A 16,054-nucleotide genomic window follows, 5' to 3' on the forward strand; every position below is an offset into this window, starting at 1 on the left:
TATAATCACCGTGCTGCTGTATGAAGGCACTTGGCATCATTAATGACCCGACCTTTTCTGGACGGACTTACTCCAGGCTGGACCAGTTTTTTCTGGGTTATATTAAAGACGAACGTGATCTGCCGTTTGTGTATCTGACGATTCGCATCAGCCTGGTGTTGATTCCCCTGAGTGTACTGCTGTTTATGCCGTTTCTGACGGGCTGGGCCTGGTGGGCCGTAGCCGCCGTTCATTTTTACGTCAGCAATTTTGTATTTAAAGGGCCGTTTGGGTTAATGCTGCACTGTACGAGCCACCGGCAGTTTTTCAAACCGGAGCACACCTGGCTAAATAATTACCTGCCGTGGGTACTGGCTCCGTTCTTTGGCCATACGCCCGAAACTTACTACAGCCATCACATCGGGATGCACCATCCCGAAAACAATCTCGAAGATGACGAAAGCAGCACGATGACGTTTCAGCGCGACAGTTTCCGGAGTTTTCTGGCTTATTTCGGGCAGTTTTTTGTGCGGGGCGTTCATGATCTGCTGAAATACCTGCACTGGAAAAACCGCTCCAAACTCGCCCGACGTGCCCTGATTGGCGAACTGACGTTTGCTGCGGTCTGCATTGCTCTTTGCTTTGTCAGCTGGCCCGCTACGGTGCTGGTATTCATTTTTCCGCTTTTCATCTATCGCTTCATTGCTATGCTGGGCAACTGGACGCAGCACGCATTCGTAGATGCCGAAGACCCGGGTAATGCCTACAAAAACAGCATTACGTGCATCAACGTTAACTACAACAAAAAGTGCTGGAACGATGGCTATCACATCAGCCACCACATCCGGCCTGCGATGCACTGGACAGAGCACCCTACGTTCTTCCTGAAAACCATCGACAAATACGCGCAGAACCGCGCCATTATCTTCGACGGGCTGGATTTCCTGCAGGTATTTTTCCTGCTGATGCGTGGCCGATACGACAAGCTGGCCAAGCACATGGTTAATCTCAACGATACCTTCACGGATGAAAACGATGCCATCGCCCTCCTGCGTCAACGCACGCAGCGGATTCCGGTCGGCGTAGCTGAGCCAAGTCTGCAACGGGTTTAGCTATTCCCGCCGTCCACCCGCGCTTCGATAATGCGCTGTACATCCGCCGAAACGTTCGACAGAAAGTCGTAGCCAGTCTGGTTTTCCAGCAAATCTATACTCGTAACGTAAGCGTTCCAGGGCTTGTCGGCCGCCGACTGAACGTTGGGGATATTGACCGCAATGACGCGTGTATTAGTCGAAATGCGGCTTACGTCGTCCGAACCCGTAGGCAGAACCACGATAATCTTCCAGAGTGAAGCCGGTACGGTCAGTTTGCCACCGGCCAGCGCAGAAGCCGGTCCGTTCTGCCCCGTGCCGCCCACGCCATACGTTCCGGCAATGACATAGACCTCATTGCCGTTTGCTACAAGATGCCGCTCATATTCTTCCAGATATTTCCAGACCTCGCGGTTATGGCGTGGCGCCTGTGGCACGATGTTGGTTAGCAGAAAGGTAGCCGCATTGTCTTCTGCCGATCCATCCCGGTCATCGGATGGGCACAGGTGGCCACGGTCGAAACCGGTATGGGTGTAGTCGGAGGTTTTAGCCGCATACCAGCCCGTGGGCAGCGTCGGGTCAGGCCGAAACTCGTTGGTGCGGGGGCTGTCGCCTTTCCAGGCCGAACTCAGGTGCCAGCTCACCCAGTTAGCAATACCCCGTTTGCGGCTGTACGACAGCGTATACGTCGATTTTGCCATCAGATAGTTGTCCGGATCGTTCAACGTGGCCCGGCTTGGATTACCCAGCGCGAGGTTATCGTCGCGGGTTGGCTGCGTTGACCCCGTAGAGGTTCTGGGCGTGACGGGCCTGAGACAGCCGTTGAGCAGAACGCTGAGACCGGCCAGATAAACGAGAGTTTTGAGTTGATGAATCATGACAATTGATTTTGCTGACATTCTTCCTGAACTTTACAACTACGAAAACGTAACGAAGGTCTACTAATCCTAGTGAAGAACGGCGTAGATCTGAAACTGACCTAAAATCAAGCGCGTTAGCTGCTGATATGGCGAAAAAAAAGCAACCTGCCGGGCCGGTTCGTCCGGTATCCAAACCTCTCGTCACGCCGAGCACCAGTCGGTCGACTCGCGCGGCTGATACGACCCTGCGCCCACCCGTACGGGCAACGGCTACGAAGCCTGCCGGCCCGTCCACAACGCCCAGCCTGCCTGTCGACAGCCGGGCTGTGAAGTGGTGGCCGCCTGTCTTGCTTGCCCTGCTCGGATTCCTTCTGTATGTCAATACATTCAGTCATGAATACGCCCTGGACGACATTGCGGCCATCGGTCAGAACCTGTTCGTCAAGAAAGGGCTGGCGGGTATTCCGGACCTGCTCCGGACTGAGTTCTGGCACTTCAGTAATATTTCGCTGGGCTACTACCGCCCTCTGTCGCTCATTACGTTCGCGCTGGAGCAGGAGTTTTTCGGCGACAATCCGCACATCAGCCACATGATCAACACGGGGCTGTATGCACTGACGGGGTTGGTTGTTGGTATACTGCTGCAGAAGTGGCTGCCGAAGCAAACGATTCCGGCGTTTCTGATTGGCCTTGTCTTCATTGCTCACCCGCTCCACACAGAGATTGTGGCCAACATAAAAGGCCGGGACGAGGTACTGAGCTTTCTGTTTATCTCGCTGATGCTGCTGACTTACTGGCGGTATCTGGAAACAAAACAGGTCGGCTGGATTGTAGGCGCCTGTGTTTCGCTGTATCTGGCTTTTCTCTCGAAAGAGTCTTCCATAGTTAGTCTGGCCCTGATTCCGGCCATGCAGTACTGGTTCGCTCGTCGGAATCTCTGGCAATCGCTCATCAGTCTCTGGCCCTTCTTGATCGTTGCCGCTTTATTTTTCTATCAGAAGAAGTTGATGATCGGCACGCTCAGTGGCAACCCGCCGGTAGACTGGGCCAACTATCCTTACGCGATTTTGAAGACAGAGAAGTCGACTACGTTCAAATTTTTGCTGCATTACATTCAGTTGCTGGTGTTCCCGCATCCGCTAGTGTATGATTATTCCTACAATGTGATCCCAACCGGCGGTAAAGGTGATCTGATGACGTGGGCGGGCTTTTTCACTTTGTTAGGGCTGCTGTATCTGACCATACGCGGGTTTATTAAACGGACAACCTGGGGATTTGGCCTGTTCTGGTTCTTTGTTACTATGGCACCCGGCCTGGGCTTTATCTGGCTCCGGGGCGGCATCTTTGCCGAGCGCTTTACCTATGCGGCTGTTATGGGCTTCGGGTTTATTCTTATCTGGGCAGGGCAGAAGCTGCTGGTCCGCAAGCCCATTGAAGCCGAACCGGCATTGGTCAGTTCAGATCTGACTCAGCCAGCCCGGCCGCTTCTGGTGCGTTACGCTCCGCTGCTTGGCCTGATGGCGGTAGTGGCTGGTTTGTATTCGTTTAAGACGGTAGACCGTAACCGGGACTGGAAAAACAACTTCATTCTGTTCAACTCTGCGCTACCATACGCACCCAATAGCTGTCAGGTGCAGCGGCACGTTGCCAATGAATGGATTGAAAAAGGCCTGAAAGACCGCGCCCGGCTCGACTCGATTCAGAATGCGCTGAAGACCGCAAAACAACCGGCGTTGGTTAAACAAGGTCAGGTGGCGATGGACTCGGCGCTGGCAGCCGCGAATAAGCACGGCCGCTGGGCGCTCGATCACCTGCAGGAATCAACCCGGATCTATCCCAATTTTGGCGAAGCTTATTTTTCTATGGCGTATGTCTTCCAGAAAATAACGCCCAACGTAGACTCAGCCAAGTATTATTACAAACAGACCATTCGGGCCGCAAATGCCTATGCACCAGCGTATAATAACCTGGGTGTGATCTACCAGACAGAAGGATTTGCGCAGAACGATCGACGTAAGCTGGAACTGGCGTCGTACTATTACAATAAGTCGATGGTAGTAAACCCTGCCTATGTGGATGGTCAGAACAACCGCGCTAACCTGATGAAGGCAACGGGTATTGACGTGAATATACTGCCAGACAGCGTATTGAATAAGTACTAGTCTTCCGAAATAAGTGACATCAGCCCTTAGTAGTTTAAGGTTAAATCCCTGAGGCTACTAAGGGCTGATTTATTGCGGGTTAGCTTAAACTGTACATTCGATCTGTTTTGTTGAAGCAGGCTTCCGAACCGGCAATGAGCATTGAAAAATTTATAAAAATTGTTTTAAACAAGTAATTGGGTTGAATGTCAATAAGTTGATTAAACGGCGTATGCCGCAATCAACAATTACTGTAAAGCGACTGCCCCATTCCTGTAGAGTATCCGATACAGAATGCTTCAGGTTTGGGGGTACATTATAATATGATATTTAATGCGTTGTTAAACAAGTTGTTAGGGTGCAATCAAGTAGAAGTCTATGAGAACGCAACCATCTGCAGCAATGAAACTTTACTCAACGCTCAACTCTGTAATTACCGCAAGTCTGGTCCTGGGGTTAACCTTATTGTCTGGCTGTGAGCAGACCGAACCCGCTGAAGGACCGGTGGATACGGGAGCCGCCCGATCAGCAACGCAAACCTCAACTCTTGTCTCGGCTACGCCCGTGGGCAGCTATAAGACTACTCAGTCGGGAAGGTACAATGTGCAGGCTTTTCGACTCGTTTACGCAACCAGCAATGTAGATGGCTCGCCCATTCAGGCGTCGGGCTTACTGCTAGTCCCGCAGAAGAACACCCCTTCGCCAATGCTAAGCATGCAGCATTTCACCATCGAATCCGAGTTGATGGCGCCTTCGTATTATTCGCCGGGAACGGAAAGCTATACGACTGGTAATCAGTTCGCTTCAGAAGGCTATATTGTATCGGCTGCCGATTATATTGGCTATGGCGCATCGCGTAACGTACCGCATCCGTACGAACATCGCAGCAGCCTGGCATCGGCCAGTTTGGACATGCTTCGGGCTGCCCGTCAGTATCTGACCCAGAAGAGTATCTCCTGGGATGGCCGGTTGTTTATAGAAGGTTATTCAGAAGGCGGTTTTGCTACGCTGTCCCTTCAGAAAAAGCTGGAGCAGGAAGTGCCGGGCGAATTTAACCTGATTGCATCGAGTCTGGGGGCCGGGGCACACGATAAACCTGAGTTCATGAAATACATTATTAACAACAAGACCAGCGGAAACGCCGGCTATAACAAAAAATACCTCTGGACCTTGTTAACCTATGACCGTATCTACGGCCTGAACCGACCAATGTCGTTTTACTTTAAGGAACCCTATGCTTCGCAGATTACCCAAAAAGGCAAGGATGCATCGATTAGCGTCAGTCTGCACGTAACGTTTACGGATAATTTCCGGCAGGGTGTCAATAACGGAACCGATGTTGCGTTTCTGAATGCGGTGAATGACAATGATATCCACGACTGGAAACCCAGCGCCCGGACGCGTTTTTACCATGGTGACGCCGATCAACTGGTCTTTTACTTTAATTCTAAGAACGCCAGCGATGCCATGAATCGCCGTCAGGCACCGGGGGTTGACCTGAGTACGTTGCGCGGAAAAGGGCATGATAACGCAATCAGCGATTTTATTAGCGGCACCGATTTGCTGTTTGCACAACTGGCCCGCTAAGCGGTAACCGGCCCCGTCTATCTGACCAGATTCGATAGTCGGGACTGGGTCTTTGTAAAGGAAGTTTTCCGAACGGATTCATTCATTGATCATGGCCAGTAACTCACCCAGAATTTTCTGGGCGGCTACGGAAATAACCGTTCCGGGGCCGAACACACCCCGAACGCCCGCATCGTAAAGGTATTGATAGTCCTGGGCTGGAATCACGCCCCCGGCAATGACCAGGATATCGTCGCGCCCAATTGTCCTCAATTCCTCAATCAGTTGGGGAACCAGCGTTTTGTGGCCGGCCGCCAGGCTCGACACGCCAACGATATGCACATCGTTTTCGGCGGCTTGCCGGGCCACCTCGGCAGGGGTCTGGAAAAGCGGTCCCATATCGACGTCAAAACCCAGATCGGCAAAGCTGGTGGCAATCACTTTAGCGCCCCGATCGTGGCCGTCCTGCCCCATTTTGGCCACCAGAATGCGTGGCCGGCGTCCGTCGAGTGCGGCAAAATGATCGCTCATCTCGCGGGCCAGCCGGAAATTCTCATCGTCGGATACTTCGGCAGAGTAGATACCCGATATCGCCCGGATGGTGGCTTTATGACGACCAAAGGCCTTTTCCATAGCGTCGGAGATTTCGCCGAGGGTGGCGCGGTGGCGGGCTGCTTCAACGGCTAGCTGCAGTAGATTTCCCTCGCCTGTTTCGGCGCATTGGGTAATGGCCGCCAACGCTGTTTGAACGGCGTCGGTATTACGTTTGTTTCGAATCTGTTCCAGCCTACGAATCTGGGCTTCCCGGACGGCCTGGTTGTCGATGGTGAGTAGCTCAATCTCTGTTTCATTTTCCGGCCTGAACCTGTTAACACCCACAATGACATCTTTCCCGGCATCAATTCGGGCCTGTTTGCGGGCAGCTGCTTCTTCAATGCGAAGTTTGGGCAGGCCGGTCTCAATGGCCCTGGTCATGCCACCCAACTGCTCGACTTCTTCAATCAGCGCCCACGCTTTTTGAGCCAGTTCTTTGGTTAAATATTCAACGTAATAAGAGCCGCCCCACGGATCAACGGCGCGGGTTACGTCGGTTTCGTATTGCAGATAAAGCTGGGTGTTGCGGGCAATGCGGGCTGAGAAATCGGTAGGTAGGGCAATGGCCTCGTCCAGTGAGTTGGTGTGCAGACTCTGCGTACCGCCCAGCACGGCTGCCAAGGCTTCGATGGTAGTGCGGGCAACGTTATTAAAGGGGTCCTGTTCGGTCAGGCTATAGCCGGAGGTCTGGCAGTGGGTACGTAACGCCAGCGATTTCGGGTTTTCAGGCGAAAACTGCTGTACGATTTTGGCCCAGAGCAGCCGCCCGGCCCGCAGTTTGGCAATCTCCATGAAATGGTTCATGCCAATCCCCCAGAAAAAGGACAGTCGCGGAGCAAAATCGTCGATGCTCATACCTGCCCGCAAACCCGTGCGGATATATTCCAGTCCGTCGGCGAGCGTATAGGCCAGTTCGAGCTGGGCCGGGGCACCCGCTTCGTGCATATGGTAGCCGCTGATGCTGATTGAATTGAACCTGGGCATGTGGCGGGCCGTGTAGGCAAAAATATCGCCCACAATGCGCATGGAGGGTTCGGGCGGATAGATATAGGTGTTCCGCACCATGAATTCCTTCAGGATATCATTCTGGATTGTGCCCGACAGCTTTTCGGGCGAAACGCCCTGTTCTTCGGCCGCAACGATGAAAAACGCCATGATGGGCAGCACCGCTCCGTTCATGGTCATCGACACCGACATCTGGTCGAGGGGAATCTGATCGAATAAAATCTTCATATCCTCCACCGAATCGATCGCTACACCTGCCTTACCAACGTCGCCGACAACGCGCGGGTGGTCGGAATCGTAACCCCGGTGGGTCGCCAGGTCGAAGGCCACCGACAGTCCTTTTTGCCCGGCTGCGAGATTACGCCGGTAAAAAGCATTCGATTCTTCCGCCGTTGAAAACCCCGCGTATTGCCGGATGGTCCAGGGCTGCCGAACGTACATGCTGGCGTAGGGACCGCGCAGGTAGGGCGGAATACCGGCTGCATAATTCAGATGATCGGCGTCGGCAATGTCGGCGACCGTAAAGCGCGGCTTAAGCCGGATGCCCTCAGCCGTGGTAAAGGCTTTTGCTGAATCAGGCTGGTCGTCAGTTGAGGCAATAGAGGATTTCAGGTTGATGAAGTCAGGGCGCATACCAGATTGTATTAATCAGAACAAAATACGGTATTATTACCGTACAACTAACAACCTTCGGACCCGCTGCCCGATGGGCAGCCGTATTACCGAATAGAGTTAACCAGTTGTCTGTCGGCCCATCGCCAGGCCTGCAGCGCCCGGTTTTTTGTCTGCCGGGCACTGGCGGGTTTGTTCTGAGCCTGTTGCGCTTTAGCCAGACCCGCCAGTGCCCAGCCATTCTCGGGGAGTGTCTGCAGGTCTTCCGTAAAGACCTGTTCGGCCGCCCGCCACTGCTTTGCTTTAAGCAGCATATCGCCTAATTGATGGCGGACTGAAAAAAGCCAGTCGGGTGGTTCATTGTAATTGAGCTGATCTTCCCGCCTGACGGCCTCCCGGAGTAAGGCCACGCTCGCTATAGGCTGGCCTTCCTGTGCTAAAATCTCAGCCTTGAGAACGCGGCTGGCGATCTGTACTAACGGCGCGCCCGAGTTAATCCCCCAGAAGGTCTGTTTAGCCATAATGGAGTCACTGGCATACGCTTCCACCTGTTTTAGCTCGGCTTTAGCCTGTGCCAGCTGCTGCTTGCCAGCATAAGCCATACCGCGGGCGTAGTGCCGGATAGCGCTTGGATACTTTAAACTAAGCGTATCGATCTGGCTCCAGTGCAGGATGTCGTCCCATTTTCGAAACTTAATCGCCACGTAGTACGGAATGGTATAATAATGCTGCAACGTACTCCAGCCGGGCTGGTTAAGAAGACTTCGTTTGGTATTTTCGGCTACTTTTCGGGCGGCATTAAGCGCCAGGGCACTATTGCCTTCCAGCGCAGCCGTAGCCGCCAGAAAATGGTAGTTGTGCGGATAGTACATCAACGGATACGCGCCCTGCGCATGGCAGGCCGTCAGATAGGTGCTGTCGGCTCTGACGGCCTGTATATTCGACTGAGAACCTTGGTGGTACTGACCGGTGCGGATATAAATATGGGAAGGCATATGAGCGAGGTGGCCCGAACCCGGTGAGATCTGAGTGAGTAAAGCAGCACTTGCAAGCCCGCGCTGGGGTGTCTGTGATGCCTCAACAGCATGGATATAGAAATGATTGGCCCCCGTATGCTTTGGGCTGCGTTGCATTGTCTGTTCCAGCACGGCAACAATTTCGGGTGTCCAGGGTTTGGGCTGGCCACTTTTCGTCCAGAGATCCCAGGGGTGTAAGTCCATCAGCGATTCAGCGTAGAGCGCCCCAATGTCGACATCGTCCAGAAAACGGTCGCGAACGGCTTTCATCGCATTGGCGTAGGCAACGTCATACGGCCGTCGGTCGTTGACGGGCGATGCGGGGTAGCGTTTGGCTAATGCATGAATCAGACTTTTTTCTTTCTCGGTACAGGCCTGAGAATAGCGAATGGCCTTCTGGATGGCCTGGTAAGCCCGTTGGTAATTGTCCGGCTCCATGCCGGCGTTGTAGTTTGGCCCCAGTACGTAGCTAAAGCCCCAGTGGGCCATGGCGCTGGTAGAGTCCAGCCGGATAGCCTGATAAAATGATCGGGCAGCCTCTGCATGGTTGAAGCCATAGGCTAAGGTCAGTCCCTGATCGAAATAGCGCTGAAGGGTTTGGTTATTGGTCGTAATGGGATAATGTACGGTGCCCAGGCTGTCGAAAAACGGGGCTGCCTGCTGGTCGCTATACCAGGCTTTGTCCGTGGGCTGAACGCCACAGATAACCGCTGATGCCTCGTACAATTCCGACTGTTTGGTAAGGCTTTCTTTTTGGGCGGATTGACAGGCGGCAATTGCCAGACACGCAATTGCCGTTAAACAACAAGCGATCAGGGTCTTCATACAGAACAGGGTTTAGGCTGGGTCGAGCCAGCAGTAGCCTGCCGACTACTGGCCATTGGCACGACTTCAGGGCAAGTAAGGTTGTAACCTGTTACTAGTCAAGTTCTTGTTCGGCAACGGTTGGATAAGTCCGCAGACCCTTTTGCCATGCATAAACCTGTTCAAGCCGATCTGCTCAGGACGTATTACTCAAATTCCTGGGGTAATCGGCGGTCGGGTAAGGAGTTAGTAAGCCGTTGAACGGCCGGTTGTGCGGGGGCTGCCGGGTCGTCGGACCGAAATTTTGTGACCCCAACCAACACCTTTCCATGGCGGACGGCCTCAACTCTGGCCTGATAAGCCTGTTCGATTTCGTGCTGGATAAAACCGTTCTCCAGCGCTTTTTTAAAACCGCCCTGCTGCTCAACGTTCAGAAATAACCCCCAGGCGGCTTCGGCCAACTGATGGGTCAGGTTTTCAATGTAGTAGGAGCCCGCCGACGGATCGGTAACTTTATCCAAATAACTTTCGTCCCGGAGCAGGCTGGATACGTTACGGGCAATCCGTTCGGAGAAATCACTCGTCTGGCCCAGCACCCTGTCGTAAGGGTGAACTGTCAGCGCATCGCACCCGCCTACAACAGCCGACATAGCCTCGGTGGTGGCCCGCAGCAGATTGGTGTACGGCGTGGTCCGCGCATCGTAAAACGTTGAAGTCTGCGCATGAACAAACGCCGGAGCCGACTGGCCATACGCCTGCAGGAACCGACTGTATAATACCCGAAGGACGCGTAGTTTGGCAATCTCCATGAAATAACTCGTGCCAACGGAAACAGAGAGCAGCGTTTTAGTTGCAAGCAACTCTGTTGTCAGGCCGGCCTCGGTAAGCTGGTCGTAGGCATCGCCGAGCCGCGCCAGCAGAAAAGCCAGTTCCTGCGTTGCCGTCGCTCCCGCGTTATGAAATACGGAACTACTGACGCAGATCGTTCGAAACAAGGGCGAATCGGCGGTTAGTCGGGTGGCCTCCACAGTTGAGTTATTCGTATCCATAAGTAACCCTCCTTTCAGTTGATATGGAGCGATGAGTTTCAGGGCCTTTATAAATTGGGTCTGATCCGGCGAGTCCAGGCGAAAAAAGACGGGTGTATCGCTTAGCTTTATTCCGTTCAGAAGCCGGGTTAGGGTGTCGCTGTCCGCGTCAATTTCAGCGGGGAGTTCAAGCACCAGCGCATCGGCCCCCTGCCGGAGCGCGTTCCGCAGAATCATATTATCCGTCTTTGGGTTGCTGATGCGTTTTTGGGGAGCATTGAGCCAGCCGTTACCTCCCTCCGGCGACGCAGAGTGTTTCTGAGCCGCCTGCGTTGCGTCCAGCGGCAGGGTGATCAGATCCTCGCTGGTATAGTAAGGTTCAGCAACGAAGCCGTCTGGCGTTAACCAGCGCAGACTTTCGTAAACGTTTTCGTCCTTTAATTCCCGGCGAATTTGCGCCAGCCAGGCTGCTTTATCGACGGGCGGAAACGAATCCGAAAAAAGTGCGTTCATCGAGCGGTTCGGGTTGATAAGTCGGTAAATGTAAACGTTTATCTTTATCTGGGGAAACGTAAGGCTTTTAACCCCCTGTTGTCCAATGTGGTTGCATTATTCAAAGGGATTAGCGTAGTGCGTTGACCTTCCGGCCGTTTGGCGTTACTTTCGTTTCGGCAACAAAAAAGAGCGGCAATCCAGCCGGGGAGATAGCTGACCCGGTCAGATATTTGCCTACATTTGTCTCCCTTTTTTGACCGGCACCAACGTAATTTGTATTGTCTCCCCGTGAACGTAACTCCTCAGAATGGCATGCAGCGTGAAGTGATGACGGTGTGGAATCGCTGTCTGAACGTCATCCGGGAGATCGTACCCGAACAAAGCTTTAATACATGGTTTGAGCCAATCGTACCGCTGCGGCTCAACGGGCATATCCTGACTATACAGGTGCCGAGCGAATTCTTCTACGAATGGCTCGAAGAAAACTTTGTGCATGCGCTGCGTAAAGCCCTGGATACCGCCATTGGCCGCGATGGTCAACTGGAGTACTCGATTATCGTCGACAAAGGCAACGAGCAGAACCGCCCGCTGACGGTGAATGTCCCGACGACCAAAACCCCCCAGACGGCCAAGCCGGACAATGTCAGCCCCGACATCCTGAAAAGTCCGTTTCAACTAAAGGACCTTGACTCGCTCACGCTGGATTCGTACCTGAATCCGACCTACACGTTCGATAATTACGTTGAGGGCGACTGCAACCGGCTGGCGCGGTCGGCAGGTTATGCCGTGGCCGAGCGGCCGGGGGTTACGTCGTTCAATCCGCTGATGATTTACGGGGGTGTGGGGCTGGGTAAAACCCACCTGGTGCAGGCCATTGGCAACTACATCAAGAATAACAACCAGAACAAGTTCGTCCTCTACGTTACGTCGGAGAAGTTTACGAATCAGTTTCTGAACGCCATCCGAACCGACGGTATCCGCGACTTTACGAGTTTCTATATGCAGGTGGACGTGCTGGTCATTGACGACGTACAGTTCCTGCAGAAAAAAGAAAAGACGCAGGAGATATTCTTTCATATCTTCAATCACCTGCATCAGTCGGGCAAGCAGATCATCATGACCTCCGACCGGGCGCCACGGGCACTCGACGGACTGGAAGACCGGCTGCTGTCGCGGTTTAAATGGGGGTTATCGGCCGATCTGCAAACGCCCGATCTCGAAACCCGCATCGCCATTATCCAGAAAAAGCTTCAGGCCGAGGGAATTTATATCGACGATAACGTCATCGAATACCTGGCGCATAGCGTCAACACGAACGTTCGGGAGCTGGAGGGCGTGATTGTTTCGCTGATGGCACAGGCATCGCTTAACCGGCGCGATATTGACCTCGAACTGGCCAAGCAGACGCTGCGCAACATCGTCGTGGATTCCGAGCGCGACGTAACGATCGACTCGGTGCAGGAAGCCGTCGCCGATTTTTTTAACGTTACCGTTGCCGATCTGAAAGCGAAAAGCCGTAAGCGGGAACTGGTGTACCCGCGTCAGGTGGCGATGTACCTGGCCAAGGAAAAAACGGATCTGTCGCTCAAATCGATTGGCTATCATTTTGGTGGTCGCGACCACAGCACGGTCATTCACGCCATTCAGACCATCAGCGATCTGGTCGCTAAAAATGCCGATACGCGTGATTCGGTCGAGAAGCTGAAGACTCTGTTCAAGTGAGTCGGGGCGGAAGGGCAACGGACGTTCAGGTTCTTACCCGTTCTCAAATCATTGATACCGCCTGGAATGCCTGCGTGGCCCAGGCTCCTAAATCCATCGTTTACGGCTATACCTGGTATTTAGATGCCGTTCTGCCGGCTGGCGAACACCACGCTCCAGCCTGGAAATGGGTTGGGCTGGTTATGCCCAATCAGGAGGGTGGCTACGCGGCCGTTATGCCGGTGCCGCTGCGCCGGAAAGGCGTCGCTGGTATCGTCTATAGATGGGTTGTTCACCAGCCGCTATTCTGTCAGATGCTGGGCGTCTTCAGTCGCAATCCGGCCGTTGATCCTGCGCTTTTCTGGCAAGCTATCCAGCAGCACTTTCGGTACGGGTCAATCTTCAGCGTTCGGCAACGTCCCGCCTTGTCGGCAGGCTTCGATTCCGTAGAAGCCCGAACGACGCATACACTTGATCTATCCGTTGGGTACGACGCCCTTGTTCAACATTACAGCCGCGACCGTCGGCTCAATCTGCGCCGGGCCGAACGTGCTGGCTGGACTATTGTTGAAGACCTGAATCCCGAACCCCTGCTAACCCTGTTCCGTCAGAATCATGTCGACGGTATTGATGGAGGAGTAGCTGAATGGGCTTACGGTATCTTCAGAAATCTGGTTCAGGAACTGCAGAAACGTAGAATAGCCACGTTACGCTACGCCCTTCGGGACGGACAGATTGAAGCCGGGGTCCTGTTCGTGCAGGAGGGCGGCCGGATTATTTATCTGTTCAATGCCGCATCCGAATCCGGTCGGCGTGGAAACGCCCGAACGCTGCTGCTTGATCAGATGATTTGGCAGAACGCGGGCAGGCAGGTCTGGTTTGATTTTGAAAGTCCCGAAAAGGCTTCCATTGCTGAGTTTTACCAGAGCTTCGGTGCACTTGCCGAGCCGTTCTGGGCTATCCGCTGGAACCGGATGAATTTCATGGAGAAACGGCTCCTGCATCTGAAACGTATCTTCTTTTCCTGAGAACGCAAAAACGCCGGTTTAAATGAACATTAGAGAATGTTCATTTAAACCGGCGTCGGCTACTAATTAACGCTTTTCGTTAGGGCTTCGGCTCGCCTGCCGATTCACTGCCTGCGGACGGAGCCAGCGAGTTGATCCAGGCCGCAATTTTCAGAGCGTCGGCCTTGGGCACCTGCGGCATTGGGGGCATTTCGGTGGCGTATTCCGGCCAGTTTTGCGGTTTGGGATTATAGATCAGCTCCACAATCTGGTCATTGGTGTATTTACGCTTAGCTACGTCGGCATAGGCCGGTCCAACCTGCCGTTTGTTAGCCTGATGGCAGGCCAGACACGTATGGCGGGTCAGTAAGCCTTTCACCTCGTCATAAGTCGGCGCTTTGGCCATCGTTACGGCCTGACCCTCCTTCAGTTTTGGCTTGCCGCCCGTGGTTGCGTTTGCTTTGGCGGGTGCTCCCTTCCTGGCTGGTGCCGATTTACTCGTTGAAGCAGCGGGCGCGGCTGCCGGGGCGGCCGATGCAGCGGCTGAGTTTCTCGTGCTGACCTCGCTCATAGCCAGTTTCTGGCCATCCGGAATATTGTTGAGCGTATAGTAAGCAATCGGATGAACCAGCGAGTAGGACCCTTCGGTACCCCGAACACCATCGAGCGTCAACTGATGGATGTAGTATCTACGGAGATTATCCACCAGCAGGCGGGCCTTCATACCGTCTTCAGAAACCTTTACGCCTTTGATGGGTAACGCTTCTTTGTTGATGGTCGGGCTGCCGTAAACCGGATGGTATTTATAAATAAAGCTCTCGACCCGATAGGAGGCCAGGTCTTCGGCCGATTTACGGTCAACGGGCTTCGTGAACTCGATCTCAAAGCCATCGGGCATGGCTTTTACGGTACGCATCTCGAAGGGCACAACACCATTCCAGACTAAGCGCTGTAGACCTTCATTTGCTTCGCCCGCTGAGCCCCAGCCCCGGTTGGTTTCGCCTACGAACAGGGAGCCATCTTTCCCCCAGGCCATCCGCAACACGCCCGACCGGAAGCCGTTACGTAGTTCGATGGCGCCACCCTGGTATTCGCCGTTGACTTTCTCCATGAACACCCGCGAGATTTTGCTCATGCCCTGATCACCGACGAGTAACTGACCGGAAAACGGCCCGAATGCACCCTGCGGAATCTCTACGATTTCGGAGTTGGAAATGCCCAGAATTCCGTGCGGCAGCCAGACCGCCGGGGTCTGAATGTCGACGCCGGGGAACTGCTCCTTCATAGCATACAGAAGATTGGGCGTTTCATTTACGACGTTTTCGGGTTTGATGGCCCGCCCGTTCTCATCCCGACGACGACGTTCGTCAATTTTGGCGGTGAACTGTTCTGGGGAAAGCTTTACGGGGGAGTTGGCCATGCCGGTCCAGCGTAAACCCGCCGGATGGCCTGTAAAAGAGCCTTTCTTGACGTGAAACACGCCCCCGGAACCCATCCATTCGCCCTGATTATCGGAGTAGAATAGTTCGCCGTCGTAGATACCCAGTCCGCAGGGAGAGCGCATGCCCGTGGCCCAGGGCTGCATGGTGCCGTTCTCGCTGATCTTCATGGTCCAGCCCCGCCAGGGCACGCGGCTTTCGCCCCGCCACCATTCTTCGTCGCCGAAGGCTACGTTACCCGTTACGAAAAACTGGCCGTCGGGCGCAATCTTGGGACCGAAGCTATACTCGTGATAGTGACCCGAGAGAGGCCAGGCAAAGACCGTCTCGAAGATGTCGGCCTTACCGTCTTTATCAGAGTCGATCATTTTGGTGAGTTCCCCGCGCTGGGCGCAGTACAGTGCACCATCTTTATAGGTTAAGCCCAGAATTTCGTGCAAACCCGACGCGAACTTGCGGAAAAAGGGTTTGCGGCTGCTTGGGTTCTCGACAATCCAGACGTCGCCCCGGCGCGTTGCAATGCCCAGATTCCCATCGGGCATTACGGTCAGGCCGCCTACTTCAAGCAGTGTTCCTTCGGGCGCCGTTACTTTCAGAATTTTAAAGAAGTCCTCTTCTTTGGGCGATTCCTGCCCCCAGGCGGCTGACAATCCGGCAGCTACCGAGAGAATAGTTAAGATTTTTTTCATAGCAATGGCTCGGGGCTGGCCCAAGCG

The 16,054-nt window shown here is 53.9% G+C and carries 10 protein-coding genes; 5 read left to right on the top strand and 5 right to left on the bottom strand.

Annotated features, from left to right (window positions below; genetic code table 11):
- Window positions 1-20: 20 nt before the first annotated feature.
- Window positions 21-1,091 (top strand): fatty acid desaturase family protein, encoded by a 1,071-nt coding sequence (locus HNV11_RS02965; RefSeq protein ID WP_171738240.1) that lies wholly within the window; start codon window positions 21-23, stop codon window positions 1,089-1,091.
- Here HNV11_RS02965 and HNV11_RS02970 read toward each other — a convergent pair.
- The gene (locus tag HNV11_RS02970; RefSeq protein ID WP_240163728.1) at window positions 1,088-1,948 is read right to left on the bottom strand and encodes a DNA/RNA non-specific endonuclease; all 861 of its coding nucleotides are present in this window, start codon (window positions 1,946-1,948) and stop codon (window positions 1,088-1,090) included. The genes HNV11_RS02965 and HNV11_RS02970 overlap by 4 nt on opposite strands.
- Before the next feature lie 128 nt (window positions 1,949-2,076).
- On the opposite strand from HNV11_RS02970, the gene HNV11_RS02975 reads away from it, so the two are divergent.
- Both HNV11_RS02975 and HNV11_RS02980 read left to right on the top strand, forming a co-directional pair.
- Window positions 2,077-4,092 carry a tetratricopeptide repeat protein gene (locus tag HNV11_RS02975; protein WP_171738242.1) on the top strand — a complete coding sequence of 672 codons (2,016 nt, stop codon included), beginning with the start codon at window positions 2,077-2,079 and terminating at the stop codon, window positions 4,090-4,092.
- A gap of 381 nt (window positions 4,093-4,473) precedes the next feature.
- Window positions 4,474-5,658, top strand: coding sequence for an alpha/beta hydrolase (locus HNV11_RS02980; RefSeq protein ID WP_171738243.1), 1,185 nt, complete (start codon window positions 4,474-4,476; stop codon window positions 5,656-5,658).
- A 78-nt stretch (window positions 5,659-5,736) separates the two neighbouring features.
- Here HNV11_RS02980 and scpA read toward each other — a convergent pair whose 3' ends face one another.
- From scpA to HNV11_RS02995, 3 genes are all read right to left on the bottom strand, one after another.
- Window positions 5,737-7,869, bottom strand: coding sequence for a methylmalonyl-CoA mutase (scpA, locus tag HNV11_RS02985; RefSeq protein WP_171738244.1), 2,133 nt, complete (start codon window positions 7,867-7,869; stop codon window positions 5,737-5,739).
- Window positions 7,870-7,955: 86 nt separating this feature from the next.
- The gene (locus tag HNV11_RS02990) at window positions 7,956-9,689 is read right to left on the bottom strand and encodes a tetratricopeptide repeat protein (protein ID WP_240163730.1); all 1,734 of its coding nucleotides are present in this window, start codon (window positions 9,687-9,689) and stop codon (window positions 7,956-7,958) included.
- A 185-nt stretch (window positions 9,690-9,874) separates the two neighbouring features.
- Complete coding sequence (locus HNV11_RS02995; protein ID WP_171738245.1) at window positions 9,875-11,209, bottom strand: methylmalonyl-CoA mutase family protein; 1,335 nt, start codon at window positions 11,207-11,209, stop codon at window positions 9,875-9,877.
- A gap of 294 nt (window positions 11,210-11,503) precedes the next feature.
- On the opposite strand from HNV11_RS02995, the gene dnaA reads away from it, so the two are divergent.
- A complete protein-coding gene (gene dnaA / locus HNV11_RS03000; RefSeq protein ID WP_171742045.1) occupies window positions 11,504-12,913 on the top strand; it encodes a chromosomal replication initiator protein DnaA in 1,410 nt (469 codons plus the stop codon).
- Window positions 12,910-13,920, top strand: coding sequence for a GNAT family N-acetyltransferase (locus HNV11_RS03005; protein ID WP_240163733.1), 1,011 nt, complete (start codon window positions 12,910-12,912; stop codon window positions 13,918-13,920). Before dnaA ends, HNV11_RS03005 begins: the two co-directional genes overlap by 4 nt.
- 79 nt (window positions 13,921-13,999) lie before the next feature.
- Here HNV11_RS03005 and HNV11_RS03010 read toward each other — a convergent pair whose 3' ends face one another.
- Window positions 14,000-16,027, bottom strand: coding sequence for a c-type cytochrome (locus HNV11_RS03010; protein ID WP_171738246.1), 2,028 nt, complete (start codon window positions 16,025-16,027; stop codon window positions 14,000-14,002).
- Between the last annotated feature and the right edge of the window lie 27 nt (window positions 16,028-16,054).

Source organism: Spirosoma taeanense (assembly GCF_013127955.1).
In the GTDB taxonomy this organism is placed as follows: domain Bacteria; phylum Bacteroidota; class Bacteroidia; order Cytophagales; family Spirosomataceae; genus Spirosoma; species Spirosoma taeanense.